At 69.5% G+C, this 15,415-nt stretch carries 14 protein-coding genes and 1 pseudogene; 9 read left to right on the top strand and 6 right to left on the bottom strand.

Features of this window, described 5'->3' with window-relative positions; all coding sequences use genetic code 11:
* Positions 1-64 precede the first annotated feature (64 nt).
* The 5 genes from AWB89_RS06065 to AWB89_RS06045 all read left to right on the top strand — a co-directional run bounded on the left by AWB89_RS06065 (position 65) and on the right by AWB89_RS06045 (position 5,776).
* The gene (locus tag AWB89_RS06065) at positions 65-1,162 is read left to right on the top strand and encodes a YncE family protein (RefSeq protein WP_085172403.1); all 1,098 of its coding nucleotides are present in this window, start codon (positions 65-67) and stop codon (positions 1,160-1,162) included.
* Between the two features lie 143 nt (positions 1,163-1,305).
* Positions 1,306-2,937, top strand: coding sequence for a long-chain fatty acid--CoA ligase (locus AWB89_RS06060; protein WP_085172208.1), 1,632 nt, complete (start codon positions 1,306-1,308; stop codon positions 2,935-2,937).
* Between the two features lie 13 nt (positions 2,938-2,950).
* Positions 2,951-4,006 carry an NAD(P)H-dependent amine dehydrogenase family protein gene (locus AWB89_RS06055; protein WP_085172207.1) on the top strand — a complete coding sequence of 352 codons (1,056 nt, stop codon included), beginning with the start codon at positions 2,951-2,953 and terminating at the stop codon, positions 4,004-4,006.
* A gap of 34 nt (positions 4,007-4,040) precedes the next feature.
* Complete coding sequence (locus AWB89_RS06050; RefSeq protein ID WP_085099399.1) at positions 4,041-4,910, top strand: class II glutamine amidotransferase; 870 nt, start codon at positions 4,041-4,043, stop codon at positions 4,908-4,910.
* On the top strand, positions 4,907-5,776 hold the full coding sequence (locus AWB89_RS06045; RefSeq protein ID WP_085172206.1) for a patatin-like phospholipase family protein: 870 nt from the start codon (positions 4,907-4,909) through the stop codon (positions 5,774-5,776). Before AWB89_RS06050 ends, AWB89_RS06045 begins: the two co-directional genes overlap by 4 nt.
* A 4-nt stretch (positions 5,777-5,780) precedes the next feature.
* Here AWB89_RS06045 and AWB89_RS06040 read toward each other — a convergent pair whose 3' ends face one another.
* Together AWB89_RS06040 and AWB89_RS06035 are read right to left on the bottom strand one after the other, a co-directional pair.
* Entirely contained in the window at positions 5,781-6,806 is a 1,026-nt protein-coding gene (locus AWB89_RS06040) for a patatin-like phospholipase family protein (RefSeq protein ID WP_142282464.1), read from the bottom strand.
* Between the two features lie 75 nt (positions 6,807-6,881).
* Complete coding sequence (locus AWB89_RS06035) at positions 6,882-7,325, bottom strand: lipoprotein LpqV (protein WP_085099404.1); 444 nt, start codon at positions 7,323-7,325, stop codon at positions 6,882-6,884.
* A gap of 112 nt (positions 7,326-7,437) precedes the next feature.
* Between AWB89_RS06035 and AWB89_RS06030 the strand changes: the two genes are divergently transcribed.
* Both AWB89_RS06030 and AWB89_RS06025 read left to right on the top strand, forming a co-directional pair.
* Positions 7,438-8,019, top strand: a complete 582-nt coding sequence (locus tag AWB89_RS06030; RefSeq protein WP_085099408.1) for a cysteine dioxygenase — start codon at positions 7,438-7,440, stop codon at positions 8,017-8,019.
* Complete coding sequence (locus AWB89_RS06025; RefSeq protein ID WP_085172203.1) at positions 8,019-8,459, top strand: rhodanese-like domain-containing protein; 441 nt, start codon at positions 8,019-8,021, stop codon at positions 8,457-8,459. Before AWB89_RS06030 ends, AWB89_RS06025 begins: the two co-directional genes overlap by 1 nt.
* Here the strand turns inward: AWB89_RS06025 and AWB89_RS06020 are convergent, their stop codons facing one another.
* From AWB89_RS06020 to AWB89_RS06010, 3 genes are read right to left on the bottom strand one after another with little or no spacing between them, the layout of a single operon-like run.
* Entirely contained in the window at positions 8,460-10,202 is a 1,743-nt protein-coding gene (locus AWB89_RS06020) for an alpha/beta hydrolase (RefSeq protein ID WP_085099413.1), read from the bottom strand.
* Between the two features lie 9 nt (positions 10,203-10,211).
* On the bottom strand, positions 10,212-10,991 hold the full coding sequence (locus AWB89_RS06015; protein WP_085099416.1) for an enoyl-CoA hydratase: 780 nt from the start codon (positions 10,989-10,991) through the stop codon (positions 10,212-10,214).
* A 13-nt stretch (positions 10,992-11,004) separates the two neighbouring features.
* Entirely contained in the window at positions 11,005-12,051 is a 1,047-nt protein-coding gene (locus tag AWB89_RS06010) for an enoyl-CoA hydratase/isomerase family protein (RefSeq protein WP_085099873.1), read from the bottom strand.
* A gap of 219 nt (positions 12,052-12,270) precedes the next feature.
* Between AWB89_RS06010 and AWB89_RS06005 the strand changes: the two genes are divergently transcribed.
* Together AWB89_RS06005 and AWB89_RS06000 are read left to right on the top strand one after the other, a co-directional pair.
* Positions 12,271-13,110: a Bax inhibitor-1/YccA family protein gene (locus AWB89_RS06005; RefSeq protein ID WP_085099419.1), complete on the top strand. Its 840-nt coding sequence runs from the start codon at positions 12,271-12,273 to the stop codon at positions 13,108-13,110.
* A gap of 157 nt (positions 13,111-13,267) precedes the next feature.
* Positions 13,268-14,121 (top strand): annotated as a pseudogene (locus AWB89_RS06000) (endonuclease domain-containing protein).
* Positions 14,122-14,189: 68 nt separating this feature from the next.
* Here the strand turns inward: AWB89_RS06000 and AWB89_RS05995 are convergent.
* Positions 14,190-15,407, bottom strand: coding sequence for an acetyl-CoA C-acetyltransferase (locus AWB89_RS05995; protein WP_085099424.1), 1,218 nt, complete (start codon positions 15,405-15,407; stop codon positions 14,190-14,192).
* Positions 15,408-15,415: the final 8 nt, after the last annotated feature.

Raw genomic sequence — 15,415 nt, 5'->3', positions numbered from 1 at the left:
CAGGGCGCGGGCGCCCGTCAAAGGGATCCGGACGTACTACCAAGACAGCAGAGGCGGTGCCAGCATGCTCGCAGTTAACCACCGACACCAGGCCGGAGACGGCGGGGTCATCGAGTTGGGAGCGGCGGCCGGGTTCCCGATCGTCGTCCAGATTGCCGTGCAGCAGGGCCCGATCAGCGGCATCGCCGCCAGCCCCGACGGCACCCGGCTGATGGTGGCCAACTATGCCGACGACAGCGTCTCGGTCATCGACACCGAGACCTGCCGCGTCGTGCAGACCGTCGCGGGGTTGCCGGAGCCGTTCGCGCTCGCCGTGGCCGGCCACCACCCCAGCCGCGCCTACGTGAGCACCGTGACCCCGGCCTACGACTCGATCGGGGTCGTCGACGTGCCGACCAACACGGTGGTCGCCACCCATCCGCTGGCGCACAGCGTGAGCGACCTGGCGGTGAGCCCGGACGGCAACTACGTCTACGCGAGCCGCAACGGCGCGGGCGGTGCGGACGTCGCGGTCCTGGACGCCAGGACCGGCCGCGTGGCGGAGGTCGCGTGGGCGAACCGGCCCGGAACCACCACCGAATGCGTGCGGGTCAGCGCCGACGGGGGGCGGCTGTACGTCGCCACGAACGGTCCCGCCGGCGGCCAGCTCGTCGTGATCGACACCCGCGCGCCGTCCCGGCCGCGCGTGCTGGGCACCGTCGAGATCGGCCTGCCGATCCGCGACGTCGCGCTCAGCCCCAACGGCGCGCTCGCGTACGTGGCCAGCTGCGCGCCCGAGTTGGGCGCGGTGATCGACGTCGTCGACACCCGCACCGCCAAGGTCACCGGCACGCGCAAGATCGGCGAGATCGGCATCCTGACCGGCCTGACGCTCAGCGGCGACGGCGACCGCGCCTACCTGGTCAGCGACGGCGGCGTCACGGTGCTGTGCACGCTCACCCACGACGTCGTCGGCACCATCGGCGTCGCCGGCCAGCCCTCGTGCGTGGTCGAGAGCGCCGACGCGAAATACCTCTACATCGCCGACTACGCCGGCATCGTGACCGTGGCGCCGGTCGCCTCGATCGTCGCCCTGGGCATCGAGACGCCGGTGCACGAGAGCGAGACGCCGACCGAGTGGGTCGTGCCCGAGTTGCCGCAGTGGGAGCCGGCCCTCGCCTGAGCTTTCGCCGGGCCGGCCCGGCGACTCGCGCTTAAAACGCGCATTGTCGGGGGAACCCGTTTTCTCATAGCCGCCTGCGGCGATAGCATTCGCCCGACCGCAGAGGTGGCGGTGTCGCGCCGAGAGAGTGAGGCGGTACCTCGATGGACAGCACGATGCAGGACTTTCCGTTGACGATCGCCGCCATCATGCGGCACGGCTGCGGCGTCCACGGCGCGCGGACGGTCACCACCGCCACCGGCGACGGTTACCGGCGGATCACCCATCGCGAGCTGGGCCAGCAGGCTGCCCGGTTGGCAAACGCGTTGCGCCGCCTCGGCGTTGCCGGGGATCAGCGCGTCGCGACCTTCATGTGGAACAACGCCGAACACCTGGCGGCCTACCTCGCGGTGCCGTCGATGGGCGCCGTCCTGCATACCCTCAACATCCGGCTGTTCCCCGAGCAGATCGCCTACGTGGCCAACGAGGCCGAGGACCGGGTCGTGCTCGTCGACGCGTCGCTGGTCAAACTGCTGGCCCCGGTGCTGGGCGAACTCAAGACCGTCGAGACGGTGATCGTGGTCGGCGACGACGGACAGGCCGGGCCGCTGGAGGGATCCGGCAAGACCGTGCTGAACTACGCCGAGCTGATCGACGCCGAATCCCCCGACTTCGCGTGGCCGGACGTCGACGAGCGGTCCGCGGCCGCGATGTGCTACACCAGCGGCACCACCGGCAACCCGAAAGGCGTTGTCTACAGCCATCGTTCGAGCTTCCTGCACGCCATGGCGGCATGCACCACCAACGGCATCGGGGTCGGGGCCATCGACAGCGTGCTGCCGGTCGTGCCGATGTTCCACGCCAACGCGTGGGGGCTGCCGTACGCGGCGCTGCTGGCGGGCGCCGACCTGGTGCTCCCGGATTGCCACCTCGACGCCCGCTCGCTGATCGGGATGGTCGAAAACCAGCGGCCCACGGTGGCCGGCGCGGTGCCCACCATCTGGAACGACGTCCTGCACCGCCTGGAGGACGACCCCGAGCACGACATGTCGTCGCTGCGCCTGGTGGTCTGCGGCGGCTCGGCCGTTCCGGTGTCGCTGATGCGCACGTTCGAGGAAAAGCACGGCGTCCAGATCCGTCAGCTCTGGGGCATGACCGAAACCTCGCCGATGGCCACCATGGCGTGGCCACCGCCGGGAACGCCCGAGGATCAGCACTGGGCGTTCCGCGCGACGCAGGGCCAGCCGGTGGGCGGCGTGGAGATGCGCATCGTCGACGACGAGGGCACGCCGCTGCCCAACGACGGCGAGGCCGTCGGCGAGGTGGAGGTCCGCGGCCCGTGGATCGCCGGCTCCTACTACCTCGGCCATGACGACTCCAAGTTCGACTCCGGCTGGTTGCGCACCGGCGACGTCGGCCGCATCGACGAGCGAGGCTTCGTCACGCTGACCGACCGCGCCAAGGACGTGATCAAGTCCGGCGGGGAATGGATCTCGTCGGTGGAGCTGGAGAATTGCCTCATCGGGCACCCGCAGGTGCTCGAGGCCGCCGTCGTGGGGGTGCCCGACGAGCGGTGGCAGGAACGGCCGCTGGCCGTCATCGTCGCCAAGCACTCGTCGTTGAGCGCCGAGGAGCTGCGAAAGTTCCTCGCGGACAAGGTGGCCCGGTGGTGGCTGCCCGAGCGGTGGACGTTCGTCGACGAGATTCCGCGTACCAGCGTGGGCAAGTACGACAAGAAGGCCATCCGGGCGCGATACGCCGAGCACGGCTATTGGGTGGTCGAGGCCCGCGACTGAGAGGGCCGGCGACATGAGCCTGCGCGTCGTTCAGTGGGCGACCGGATCGGTCGGCACCGCGGCCATCAAGGGAGTGCTGGAGCATCCCGAGCTCGAACTCGTGGGCTGCTGGGTGCATTCGGAGGCCAAGGCCCGCAAGGACGTCGGCGAGATCATCGGCACACCACCGCTGGGCGTCACGGCGACCAACAGCATCGACGAGGTGCTGGCGCTGGACGCCGACGCAGTGATCTACGCACCCCTGCTGCCCAGCGTCGAGGAAGTCGCGGCGCTGCTGCGCTCGGGCAAGAATGTCGTGACCCCGCTCGGATGGTTCTACCCGAGCGAAAAGGAAGGCGCCCCACTGGAAGTCGCCGCGCAGGCCGGCAACGCGACGCTGCACGGCGCCGGGATCGGGCCGGGCGCGGCCACCGAGCTGTTTCCGCTGCTGCTGTCGGTGATGTCGACGGGCGTGACTTACGTTCGCGCCGAAGAGTTTTCCGACCTGCGTACCTATGGCGCACCGGATGTGCTGCGCTATGTGATGGGCTTCGGCGGCACGCCCGACAGCGCGCTCACCGGGCCGATGCAAAAGCTGCTCGACGGCGGCTTCACCCAGTCGGTCCGGCTCTGCGTCGACCAGCTGGGCTTTGCCGCCGGCCCCATCCGGTCGTCGCAGGAGGTGGCGGTGGCGACCGCGCCGATCGACTCGCCGATCGGGTCGATCGAGCCCGGCCAGGTCGCCGGGCGCCGCTTCCACTGGGAGGCGCTGGTGGGCGACGCGGTGGTCGTGCGGATCACCGTGAACTGGCTGATGGGATCCGAAAACCTCGACCCGCCTTGGTCTTTCGGGCCGGCCGGGGAGCGCTACGAGATCGAGGTGCGCGGCAACCCGGACACCTTCGTGACGGTCAAGGGGTGGCAGCCGGAAACCGTGGAGGCGGGGCTGCAGAGCAACCCCGGCATCGTCGCGACCGCCGCGCACTGCGTCAACGCGGTGCCCGCCACCTGCGCGGCCCCGGCCGGCATCCAAAGCTTCTTCGATCTGCCGCTGATCACCGGCCGGGCCGCGCCCGGGTTGGCGCGCTGAAAGGCGTTGGACCGCCTTCGGTACGGTCGGAATCATGTGCCGACTTTTTGGCTTGCACGCCGGGACGGACGTGTGCACAGCGACCTTTTGGCTGCTCAACGCCCCGGACAGCCTGTCCCAGCAGAGCCGCAAAAACCCCGACGGCAGCGGCCTGGGCGTCTTCGACCGCGACGGCCGGCCACAGCTGCACAAGGATCCGATCGCGGCCTGGGAAGACAACCAGTTCGCCACCGAGGCGCACGAGCTGAGCGGCACCACCTTCGTCGCGCACGTCCGCTACGCGACGACGGGTTCGCTCGACGTCCGCAACACCCACCCGTTCCTGCAGGACGGCCGGATCTTCGCGCACAACGGCGTGGTCGAGGGGCTGGATGACATCGACGAACGGCTGCGCGAGCTCGGCACCGACGGCCTGGTCCTGGGCGAGACCGATTCGGAGCGGGTGTTCGCGTTGATCACCGGCTCGATCCGCGCCCGCGGCGGCGACGAGACCGCGGGCCTGGTCGACGCCATGCGCTGGCTGGCGGCGACGGTGCCGATCTACGCGGTCAACGTCTTGCTGAGCACCGCCACCGACATGTGGGCGCTGCGCTACCCCGACACCCACGAGCTCTACGTCCTGGACCGGCGACTGGACGGTGCCCCCGATTTCGATATGCAGACCAAGCGAATTCGCGCGTGGTCGCAGCCGCTGTGCGCCCGGTCGTCGGTGGTGTTCGCCACCGAGCGGATGGACGAGGACCCGCGCTGGAGCCTGATCCCGCCCGGCGAGCTGGTCCACGTCGACGCGGGGCTGCGTGTCACGAGGGAGTTGGTGCTGCCCGACCCGCCAAGCCATCAGCTTCGTCGAGAAGACCTCAGCGAGTCGGTTCAGCGCGCGCAGCACACCGGTGCGTCGGCGTGACGGCCAGGCGCGCGCTCGTGCTGGCCGGCGGCGGGATAGCTGGAATCGCTTGGGAGACAGGGGTTTTGCGTGGCATCGCCGACGAGGCGCCCGCGGCCGCCCGGGCGTTGCTGGATTCGGATGTGCTCGTGGGCACCTCGGCGGGTTCGGCCGTCGCCGCGCAGATCGGCAGCGGCTGCCCACTGGAGGCCCTCTACGACCGGCAAGTCGCGGAGTCGTCGGCCGAGATCGATTCCGGCGTCGACGTCGACGACATCACCGAAGTCTTCCTGAGCGCCCTGGCCGGACCGTACGACGATTCGCTGGACCGGACCCGGCAGCAGATGCAGCGGATCGGGGCCGTGGCACTGGCCACCGAGACGGTGGCCGAGCCCGTCCGGCGCCGGGTGATCGCCCAGCGCCTGCCGTCCCACGACTGGCCGGAGCGGGCGCTGCGGATCACCGCGATCGACGTCGGCACCGGCGAGCTGGTCGTGTTCGATCGGGAGTCGGGCGTCGGGCTGGTCGACGCGGTCGCGGCCAGCTGCGCGGTGCCGGGGGCGTGGCCGCCGGTGACGATCGGGGCTCGGCGCTACATGGACGGCGGGGTGGCCAGCTCGGTCAACCTCGCGGTGGCCGGCGATTGCGCCGCCGCGGTGGTGCTGGTGCCGTCGGGGGTCGACGCGCCGGCGGCGTTCGGCGCGGGCCCGGCCGCCGAGATCGAGGCATTCTCCGGCGCGACGTTCGCGATGTTCGCCGACGCCGACTCCCTCGCGGCGTTCGGACCCAATCCGCTGGATCCGCGCTGCCGCATCGATTCGGCCATCGCCGGACGCGAACAGGGCCGCCGCGAAGCCCGGGCCGTCGCAAGCTTTCTGGGCGCCTGAACCCTCAGCCGTCGAGCGCGGGCGGCGCGGCCTGTTCCGGCTCGGCCTCCAGACCGTCGAGGGCCTCATTGGCCAGCGCCCGGCCCGCGGCGATGACCTCCACCGCCCGGTGAAATTCCAGGCCCCGGCACGTTGAACGCGGCACCTCGATCAGCAGGTCCGGTGGATAGGCCGCCAGCGTGTGGCGCGCCAGCGCGGCCTGGGCGATGTCGATCGTGCGGTTCATCACCTCGAAGCTGCCCAGCTTGGGAACCGCGGGAAGGTCGGCGATGTCATCGGGGCCGACGTCCTCGGCCTCGGCATCGTCGGACCCGAACCGGCCGAGCACCGCTCGCGCGGTCGGCCGGTCCAGCAGCGACCGCGCCGCCGCGGTGTCCAGCAGCGCGGAGGTGCTGCGCACCATGCGGCTGAGCCACTCGACGGTGGCCCCCGGTTCCGCGTCGCGGTGGTCTTCGATGCCGCCGGCCTCGCTGCCGCTGAGGCTGACCGCGATGGTCAGGTCGGCGTTCACCGCTGCGATCGGCGCCATCGGCAGCGGGTCGAGGATGCCGCCGTCGGCCAGCAGGCGCCCGTCGAACGCGTGTGGCGCGATCACCCCCGGAATCGCGATGGACGCGCGGATCGCCTCGTCGAGGGGGCCGCGCTGAAACCACACCGACTTGCCGGCCAGCAGGTCGGTGGCGACCGCGGTGAAGGGGATGGGCAACTCCTCGATAGACACCGGCCCGAGGATGTCGCGCACCGCATCCAGGATCTTCCCGGCCCGCAGCACGCCGGCCGCGCTGATCGACGGGTCCAGCAGGCGCAGGATGGTGCGCTGCGTCAGGGACTTCGCCCAATCGGCGAACTCGTCGAGGCGCCCCGCCGCGTGCAGGCCGCCGACCATCGCGCCCATCGAGGAACCGGCGACCCCGACCACCTCGTAGCCGCGCGCCCGCAGCGCCTCGATGACGCCGATGTGGGCGTAGCCGCGGGCGCCGCCGCTGCCCAGCGCCAGCGCCACCCGGGTGGGTGATGAGCGACGCGGCATGCGTTCATTCTGCGCGGCGGCGGCCGCGATCCGCACTTTTCGTACGCGTGATCACAATTGCCGAAAGCGCCGGCCTTACCCGCATTCGTCGCCGGCGGCCGCCCGCGCGGCGGTGATCACGGCCGCCTGCCGGGCCAGCGTCAGCTCCGACCAGCGGGTGCCCCAGGTGCCGGGTGTCCCCGAAGGCGACGCCTGCACCATCGCCAGGTACGGCTCGAACAGCGACGCACCCGTCCTGGGCTGGGTTTCCATCCACACTTTTGCGGCGTGACAGGCCTGGAAATACTCCTCCTCGGTCGAATCCGCGGGGACGTCGACCCTGGTCGTCACCCCGCCCGGGCTGAGCCCGATGGCGCCCGGCGGTGCCGAGCCGGGGCCGCGGGGGATGCTCGACGGGCGCGCCGACGGGGCCGTCGCCGTGCCGCCGGGCCCGCCGTGCGAGCAGCCCGTCAGCGCCACGACGAGCGCCGCGACGACAAGGGCGCTCGACTGCCCGGGGCGATGACGGCAACGGCGCACCGTCTCAATCTATGCAACACTGGCGACCGTGATGGAGCGCTTCGGATTTTGCGAGTGTTGTCGGCCCTAACACGCCGCCGCTTGCCCATCCGTTGACCCTGGAGCTCCTCGAATGTCCGTTTCTTTCGCGACGCCTGCCGTCGTCTCCTCGCCCCTCAAGCCCGCGTCGGGGCCCACGCGGCTGCGGGTGCCCGACCTGCTGCACGCCACCGACCAGGCCGCCGATCACGTCCTCAGCGGGCGCTTCGACCACCTGTTACCCCGGGGCGGGGTGCCGGCATCCAAGCGCTGGTTCACCCGCATTCACGGCGACGGGGAACTGGACGTCTGGCTGATCAGCTGGGTGCCCGGTCACGCCACCGAGTTGCACGACCACGGCGGGTCGCTGGGCGCGCTGACCGTGGTGTCCGGCTCACTCAGCGAATTCCGCTGGGACGGAAAGGGATTGCGCCGGCGCCGGTTGGACGCCGGCGATCAGGCCGGGTTCCCGCTGGGCTGGGTGCACGACGTGGTGTGGGCGCCGCGGCCCGTTCCGCAACCGACGACGAAGGCGGCGCCCGCGGCCGTGCAGCCGACCCTGAGCGTGCACGCCTACTCGCCGCCGCTGACGGCGATGTCGTATTACGAGGTCACCGACCGCAACACGTTGCGCCGCGAGCGCACCGAACTGACCGATCAACCGGAGGGATCCTGATGAGCCGCATCGACGTAGTCCTGAGGTCGGCCCGGCGCCGCTTTCGCCGCCTGCGCGCCATCGAGGTGCCCGAGGCGCTGCGGCGCGGGGCCGTGCTCGTCGACATCCGGCCGCAGACCCAGCGGTTGCGCGAGGGCGAGCTGCCGGGCGCGCTGGTCATCGAGCGCAATGTCCTCGAGTGGCGCTGCGACCCGACCAGCGACGCCAAGCTGCCCGAGGCCGTCAACGACGACGTCGAGTGGGTGATCGTCTGCTCGGAGGGCTACACGTCCAGCCTGGCGGCGGCCGCGCTGCTCGACATCGGGCTGCACCGCGCCACCGACGTCATCGGCGGCTATCAGGCGCTGGCCGGATCGGGTGTCCTCGAGGAATTGATCAGCACGCCCGCCGGCCCGGGCACGCTGGCACGCACGGGCAGCACCGTTCGCCGCTGGCTCTAGCTACCCGGTGGAGGTGGCGTCGGAATGCAGCAGCGGCCGCAGTTTGGCGGTCTTGTCGTCGGTCCAACCGGGCGGTGACAGCACGGCGGCCCAGCCGTCGGCCACATCGGCGACGTAGTGGTGACCATGTCCGGCCGGCACGTCCACGGCCACCGCCATGTCCGCGGTGACCTGAAGGAACGTCACCACCGGGATCCAGTAGGTCTCGGGCAGCACGTCATAGCCGCGCTTTTCCCGCAGCCAGTCCGGCTTGGCGAACAACAGGTCGGGGGTCCACCAGGCGATCGGGTCCGAGGCGTGCTGTAGATAGACCACCCGCGGGTGGTCCCACGGCGCGTTGGGGCGCTGCAAATCGCTTGGGCGGGCGACGAATCGGACGTTCCTGCCGTCGTTGTAGATCGGCAACCACTCCGGCGAACCGCTGTCGCGGGTGGAGGTCAGATCGGTCCAGATGGTGTTCTGGAACGTCGGTCCGCTGAACAGCGCGCCGTCGGTCCGCGCCAGGACGTTGTTCAGGCTCATGAACGGCGCCTCGCCGCCGAACGAGCCCAGGCTCTCGCCGAACACGACGAGCTTCGGGCGTTGCCCCTCGGGCATCTGCCGGATCAGCCTGTCCACCGCCTCGAACAGCGCCTGGCCCGCGTGGCGGGCGTTCTCCTTGTCCACCAGGAACGACAGCCAGCTGGGCAGGAAGGAATACTGCATGCTCACGATCGCGGTGTTGCCGTTGTACATGTACTCGAGCGCGTCCGCTTCGGCCTCGTTGATCCAGCCGGTGCCGGTGGTGGTGCCGACCGCGACCACCGCGCGTTGCAGGCCGCCGGTGCGCTGCAACTCACGCGCCGCCAGGTCCGCGGTCGCGATGATGTCGTCGGCGGAATTCAGCCCGGCGTAGGCCCGGATCGGTTCGGCGGCCGGAGCCCCGTTGAAGGCGGTGAGTTGGGCGACGGTCGGGCCGGCCTGCACGAAGATGCGGCCCTGATGGCCCAGCGACTCCCACGACACCAGCGACTGCGGACCGCCGGACCGCAGCGGCGTTTTCGGGGCCGCGGTGTCGGGACTCATCTCGTTGTTGGCCGAGGCGAAGGTGTTGTTCATGGTGCGCATGGCGAACTTGAGCACGACGCCGTTGAGCAGCGTGATGGTCAGCACCATGAGCACCACGATGACGATGGTCACCGAAAGGCGAAACGGCGCAACGCGATCCAGCTGTTCGACCAGAAAACGGACCAGCCACCGGATGAACTGGCCGATTTCGACCAGCGTGAACAGCACGACCAGCGACAGGCCGGCGGCCACCGGGTAGTCGTACCACTTCAGGTGCTGCACGCCCATCAGGTCGCGCACCCGGTCCTGCCAGACGTGGAACCGGATCGCCATCACCACCATGCCGGCCGCGCCGACCGGGATCAGCACCATCCACGCCCAGCGCGGCGCGGGCGGGCTGTAGTTCTTGGTGCGCATGAAGCGGACCAGCCACACGCCGAAGACCCCGAACCCGTAGCCGATCGCGCCGGAAATGCCGCTGACCAGTCCCTGGAACAGCGCGCCGCGCGGCAGCAGCGACGGCGTCATCGAGAACCAGATGAAGATCAGGCCGACCGTGGTGCCCATGAACGTGTAATGGCGTATCCACCAAGGCCTCTTGGGCGAGCGGGGTTCGCGAGCCTCGCGGACTTCCGGCTCGGCTTCGCGGTCGGCTTCGTCTGGAGGGGCGGTCGTCGCCTGACTCGGCTCGCTCATCGAAGGGTCCTATCGGTGGGTGAAGTTTGCAGCCCGCTTCTCGATGAATGCCGCCATTCCCTCGGACTGGTCCTCGGTCGCGAACGTCGAATGGAACAGCCTGCGTTCGTAGAGAAGCCCTTCGGACAGCGTGGATTCGAAGGCGCGGTTGACGGCCTCTTTGGCCATCCGCGCCGCGGACCGCGACATCTGCGAGATCGTGGTGGCGACGGCCTTGGCCTCGGCCAGCAGGTCGTCGGCCGGCACCACCCGCGAAACCAGGCCGCTCCGTTCGGCTTCCGCGGCGTCGATGGTGCGACCGGTGAGGATGAGGTCCATGGCCTTGGCCTTGCCGATGGCGCGGGTGAGCCGCTGCGAGCCGCCCATGCCCGGCAGCACACCGAGTTTGATCTCCGGCTGGCCGAACTTCGCGGTGTCGGCCGCGATCAGCAGGTCGCACATCATCGCCAGTTCGCAGCCGCCGCCCAGCGCGTGACCGGCCACCGCGGCGATCGTGGGGGTGCGGACGGCGGCCAGTTTGCCCCAGGCGCCGAAGAAGTCGGCGTCGAACGCGTCGGCGAACGTCAAGGCCGCCATTTCCTTGATGTCGGCCCCGGCCGCGAACGCCTTCGCCGAACCGGTGATGACGATCGCCCCGATGCCGGGGTCGTTGTCCAGTTCGGTTGCCGCGCTGGTCACTTCGCGCATCACCTGGCTGTTGAGCGCGTTGAGCGCCTGCGGCCGGTTCAGCGTGATGATCGCGACCCGCTGGTCGCGCTCGACAAGGATGGTTTCGAAGTTGTCGGTCACCCGAACCGCCTTTCTAGAACGTCAGGTCGTCGTCGACGGGCGCGAAATACGCCTCGACGTCAGCCGCGGTGATGTCGGCCAGCGTCGCCGGCGACCATTTCGGATTGCGATCTTTGTCGATGATCTGCGCGCGGATGCCCTCCACCAGGTCGTGCGAGCGCGCCGACGCGCTCGACACCCGATAGTCCTGCACCAGAACGTCTTCCAGCGTGTCCATCTTGGCGGCCCTGCGCACCGCCTCCAGCGCCACCGACACGGCGATGGGGGAGCGGGTGGCGATCAGGTCGGCCGCCTCGTTGGCCGGTCCGGCGCCGTGCCCGCGCAGCGCGGCCACGATGTCCGCCACGGTGTCGCCGGTAAAACACTCGTCGATCCAATAGCGTTGCGCCACAAGCTCACTCGGTGGCGGCTCGATTGCGTGGGCGGCCAGCGCGGCGTCGATGCCGTCGGCCACGACCGCCGCGGCGAACGCGTCGAGGTCACCGTGCGGCACGTAGTAATCGGCGAATCCCATGGCGATGGCGTCGGATCCGGAGAACGGCGCCCCGGTCAGGGCGGCGTAGAGCCCCAGCTCGCCCGGGGCCCGGGAAAGCAGAAACGCCCCGCCGACGTCGGGGACGAACCCGATGCCCACCTCAGGCATTGCCACCTTTGAGGTTTCGGTCACCACGCGCACGCTGCCGTGCGCGCTGACGCCGACGCCGCCACCCATCACGATGCCGTCCATCAGCGACACATACGGCTTGGCGAACCTGCCGATCTGGCCGTTGAGCAGATACTCGTCGCGCCAGAACTTCCGTACCTCGACGCCGTCCTTGCGGGCGCTGTGGTAGACCGCGACGACGTCGCCGCCGGCGCACAGGCCGCGCTCGCCCGTCCCCGCCAGCACCACCGCGCCCACCGCGTCGTCGCTTTCCCAGCGGGTGAGCACGGCGCTTAACGCGTCCACCATGTTCTGATTCAGCGAGTTGATGGCCTTGGGGCGGTTGAGCGTGATCAGTCCGACTCCGCCGTCGACCCGGGTCAGGACCTCATCGGGCTCCGCAGCTTCCTCAGTCAACGCCCCAGCCTCCCATCGCCGCCCGGTCTCGACCAGCAATCTAGATCGTCACGACTGAAGCGATGCCCGCGGGTAAGGTTTATGTTTGACCGGACGACAACAACAAAAGTCCCGAAACCTAGAGAAACAGCAGGTCCGCTGGGAACCCGGGCGGCCCTCTGGTCGTTGAGCAGTTGTTCGCACAGCTCGAACCCACAGTCCCATAGAGAGGATCCGACGGTGCGGGAGACAAGTAACCCGGTATTTCGGTCGCTGCCCAAGCAGCAGGGCGGATACGCGCAATTCGGCACTGGAGCGGCCCCAGGCTACTACCAGGCCGACCCCTACATGGCTGCTCCCTACCAGGAGACCAAAGCTTCCCGTCCGCTGACCATCGACGACGTCGTCACCAAGACCGGCATGACGCTGGCCGTGCTGACCGCCGCCGCCGTCGTGTCCTACTTCCTGGTGGCGTCCAACCTCGCGCTGGCGATGCCGCTGACCCTCATCGGCGCGCTCGGCGGCCTGGGTCTGGTCCTCATCGCGACCTTCGGCCGCAAGCAGGACAGCCCCGCGATCGTGCTCAGCTACGCCGTTCTCGAGGGACTTTTCCTCGGCGCGATTTCCTTCATCTTCGCCAACTTCCAGGTCTCCAACGCCAACGCCGGTGCGCTCATCGGCGAGGCCGTGCTGGGCACCTTCGGCGTGTTCTTCGGGATGCTCGTGGTCTACAAGACCGGCGCCATCCGGGTCACGCCGAAATTCACCCGCATGGTGGTCGCCGCGTTGTTCGGGGTGCTGGCCCTGATGCTCGGCAACTTCGTGCTGGCGCTGTTCCACGTGAACGGCGGCACGGGCCTGGGCCTGCGCAGCGGCGGAACCGTCGCGATCATCTTCTCGCTGGTGTGCATCGCCATCGCCGCCTTCAGCTTCCTGATCGACTTCGACGCCGCCGACCAGATGGTCCGCGCGGGTGCGCCGGAGAAGGCGGCCTGGGGCATCGCGCTGGGCCTCACGGTGACGCTGGTCTGGCTGTACATCGAGATCTTGCGTCTGCTGAGTTACCTGCAGAACGACTAGCTCGCTGCAACGAAGAAGGCCGGCACCGCGGTGCCGGCCTTTTTCGTGCGCGCTCGCTTTCGCGTCGACTATGCGCTGACGGCGGGCCCCACTCGCACTTCTGCTGCGTGGACGCAGGATCAGCGGCGATGTCGGTGGAGGCCGCCACGATGCCGAGATGGAGCCTGTCCGCCAACCGTTCATCGGTACCGAGGCGCTTGCCGCCGGCGAAGTCAGCCGGCATGAGCTGCGCAAGTACTACCGCGCGATCATGCCGAATGTCTACGTGGAAAAGCGTCTTGAACCGTCACTGCGACAGCGCGCCAAGGCTGCCTGGCTCTGGTCGCGCCGGGAGGGAGTGGTAGCCGGCGCCGCGGCATCGGCGATGCACGGCGCCAAGTGGGTCGACGACGACACGCCGATCGAATTGATCTGGCGCAACGCGAGAGCGCCGCGAGGCGTCGTGACGCGCGACGAGCTTCTGTTGGGTGACGAATCCGCGCGGCTCGATGGTCTGTACGTGACGACGCCCCAGCGCACAGCGTTCGACCTCGGCCGGCGGGGGGCCATCGGCCTGGCTGTTGCTCGCCTCGATGCGCTCGCCGCAGCGACCGACTTCAAGGCCAGAGATGTTGAGGAACTGGCCGGCAACCACCGTCATGCGCGTGGCCTGCGTCAACTCCAGCGGGCGCTGGACCTGGTCGACGCGGGAGCTCAGTCGCCGAAGGAAACGTGGCTACGGCTCCAGCTGATCAACGCGGGCTTCCCGAAGCCGCGGACGCAGATCCCCGTCCCGGGGGCGGACGGCTTTCCCCGGTACTTCCTCGATATGGGTTGGGACGCCATGATGTTGGCCGTGGAGTACGACGGCGAACAGCATTGGACAGATCCGGCCCAGTACGCATGGGACGTCGACCGGCAGGAGTACGTCCATCGCGTCGGCTGGACCGTCATCAGGGTCGTGGCGCGTAACGGCCGGGCGATGTCATTCGCAGGGTGCGCCATGCCTGGGACGCTCGGACGAAGCGCTGACTCTGCGCTGATGGCGCGATCTACTCGGACTTTTGCGCCACGAACGCAGAGTCAACGCGGCAATCAGCTCAGCTGAGCCGCTCGATCACCATCGCCATGCCCTGGCCGCCGCCGACGCACATGCTCTCCAGGCCCAGCGTCTTGTCGTGCGTCTGCAGGTTGTTGAGCAGCGTGGTGGCGATGCGGGCGCCGGTCATGCCGAACGGGTGACCCAGCGCGATCGCCCCGCCGGACACGTTCAGCTTGTCCTCGTCCATGCCCAGCTCGCGCGCGGAGCCCAGCACCTGCACCGCGAACGCCTCGTTGATCTCGTACAGGTCGATGTCGCCGATCGACATGCCGGCCCGCGCCAGCGCCTTCTTGCACGCCTCGATGGGGCCCAGCCCCATGATCTCCGGCGACAGCCCGCTGACGGCGGTGGACACGATGCGCGCCAGCGGCGTCAGGCCCAGCTCCTTGGCCTTGGTGTCGCTGGTGATCACCAGGGCGGCCGCGCCGTCGTTGAGCGGGCAGGCGTTGCCCGCGGTGACGGTGCCGTTGGGCCGGAACACCGGCTTGAGCTCGGAGACCTTCTCGTAGGTGGTCCCGGCACGCGGGCCGTCGTCGGTGCTGACGGTGGTCCCGTCGGGCAGGGTCACCGGGGTGATCTCGCGCTCGAAGAAGCCGCTCTTGATCGCCTCCTCGGCCCGGTTCTGGCTGCGCACGCCCCAGCGGTCCTGGTCCTCGCGGCTGATGCCCGTCATGATGGCGACGTTCTCCGCGGTCTGACCCATCGCGATGTACACGTCGGGCAGGTTCCCGTCGGCGCGGGGGTCGTGCCATTCGTCGGCGCCGGCCGCGGCCGCGGCCGAACGCTCCTGGGCCTCGTCGAACAGCGGGTTCTTGGTGTCGGGCCACGAGTCGGAGTTGCCCTTGCCGAAGCGTGAGACGGTCTCCACGCCGGCCGAGATGAACGCGTCGCCCTCGCCGGCCTTGATCGCGTGGAACGCCATGCGCGTGGTCTGCAGCGACGACGAGCAGTACCGGTTGACGGTGGTGCCGGGCAAAAAGTCGTAGCCGAGCTCGACGGCCACGACGCGGGCCATGTTGAAGCCGGATTCGCCGCCCGGCAGGCCACAGCCCAGGATCAGGTCGTCGATCTGGTGCGGGTTGAGCGCGGGCACCTTGTCGAGCGCAGCGCGCACCATCTGAGCGGCAAGGTCGTCGGGCCGCATGCTGACCAGCGACCCCTTCATGGCGCGGCCGATCGGTGAGCGAGCGGCTGAGACGATGACGGCTTCGGGCATGGCTGTTC

It is taken from the genome of Mycobacterium paraense, assembly GCF_002101815.1.
In the GTDB taxonomy this organism is placed as follows: domain Bacteria; phylum Actinomycetota; class Actinomycetes; order Mycobacteriales; family Mycobacteriaceae; genus Mycobacterium; species Mycobacterium paraense.
This window is presented reverse-complemented; position numbering and strand designations above follow the sequence as displayed.

What these genes read in the sequence shown, in the direction of transcription:
- AWB89_RS06065 (WP_085172403.1), top strand. Translation starts at nt 65, where the DNA reads ATGCTCGCAGTTAACCACCGACACCAGGCCGGAGACGGCGGGGTCATC.
- AWB89_RS06060 (WP_085172208.1), top strand. Translation starts at nt 1,306, where the DNA reads ATGGACAGCACGATGCAGGACTTTCCGTTGACGATCGCCGCCATCATG.
- AWB89_RS06055 (WP_085172207.1), top strand. Translation starts at nt 2,951, where the DNA reads ATGAGCCTGCGCGTCGTTCAGTGGGCGACCGGATCGGTCGGCACCGCG.
- AWB89_RS06050 (WP_085099399.1), top strand. Translation starts at nt 4,041, where the DNA reads ATGTGCCGACTTTTTGGCTTGCACGCCGGGACGGACGTGTGCACAGCG.
- AWB89_RS06040 (WP_142282464.1), bottom strand. Translation starts at nt 6,806, where the DNA reads ATGCCGCGTCGCTCATCACCCACCCGGGTGGCGCTGGCGCTGGGCAGC.
- AWB89_RS06030 (WP_085099408.1), top strand. Translation starts at nt 7,438, where the DNA reads ATGTCCGTTTCTTTCGCGACGCCTGCCGTCGTCTCCTCGCCCCTCAAG.
- AWB89_RS06025 (WP_085172203.1), top strand. Translation starts at nt 8,019, where the DNA reads ATGAGCCGCATCGACGTAGTCCTGAGGTCGGCCCGGCGCCGCTTTCGC.
- AWB89_RS06020 (WP_085099413.1), bottom strand. Translation starts at nt 10,202, where the DNA reads ATGAGCGAGCCGAGTCAGGCGACGACCGCCCCTCCAGACGAAGCCGAC.
- AWB89_RS05995 (WP_085099424.1), bottom strand. Translation starts at nt 15,407, where the DNA reads ATGCCCGAAGCCGTCATCGTCTCAGCCGCTCGCTCACCGATCGGCCGC.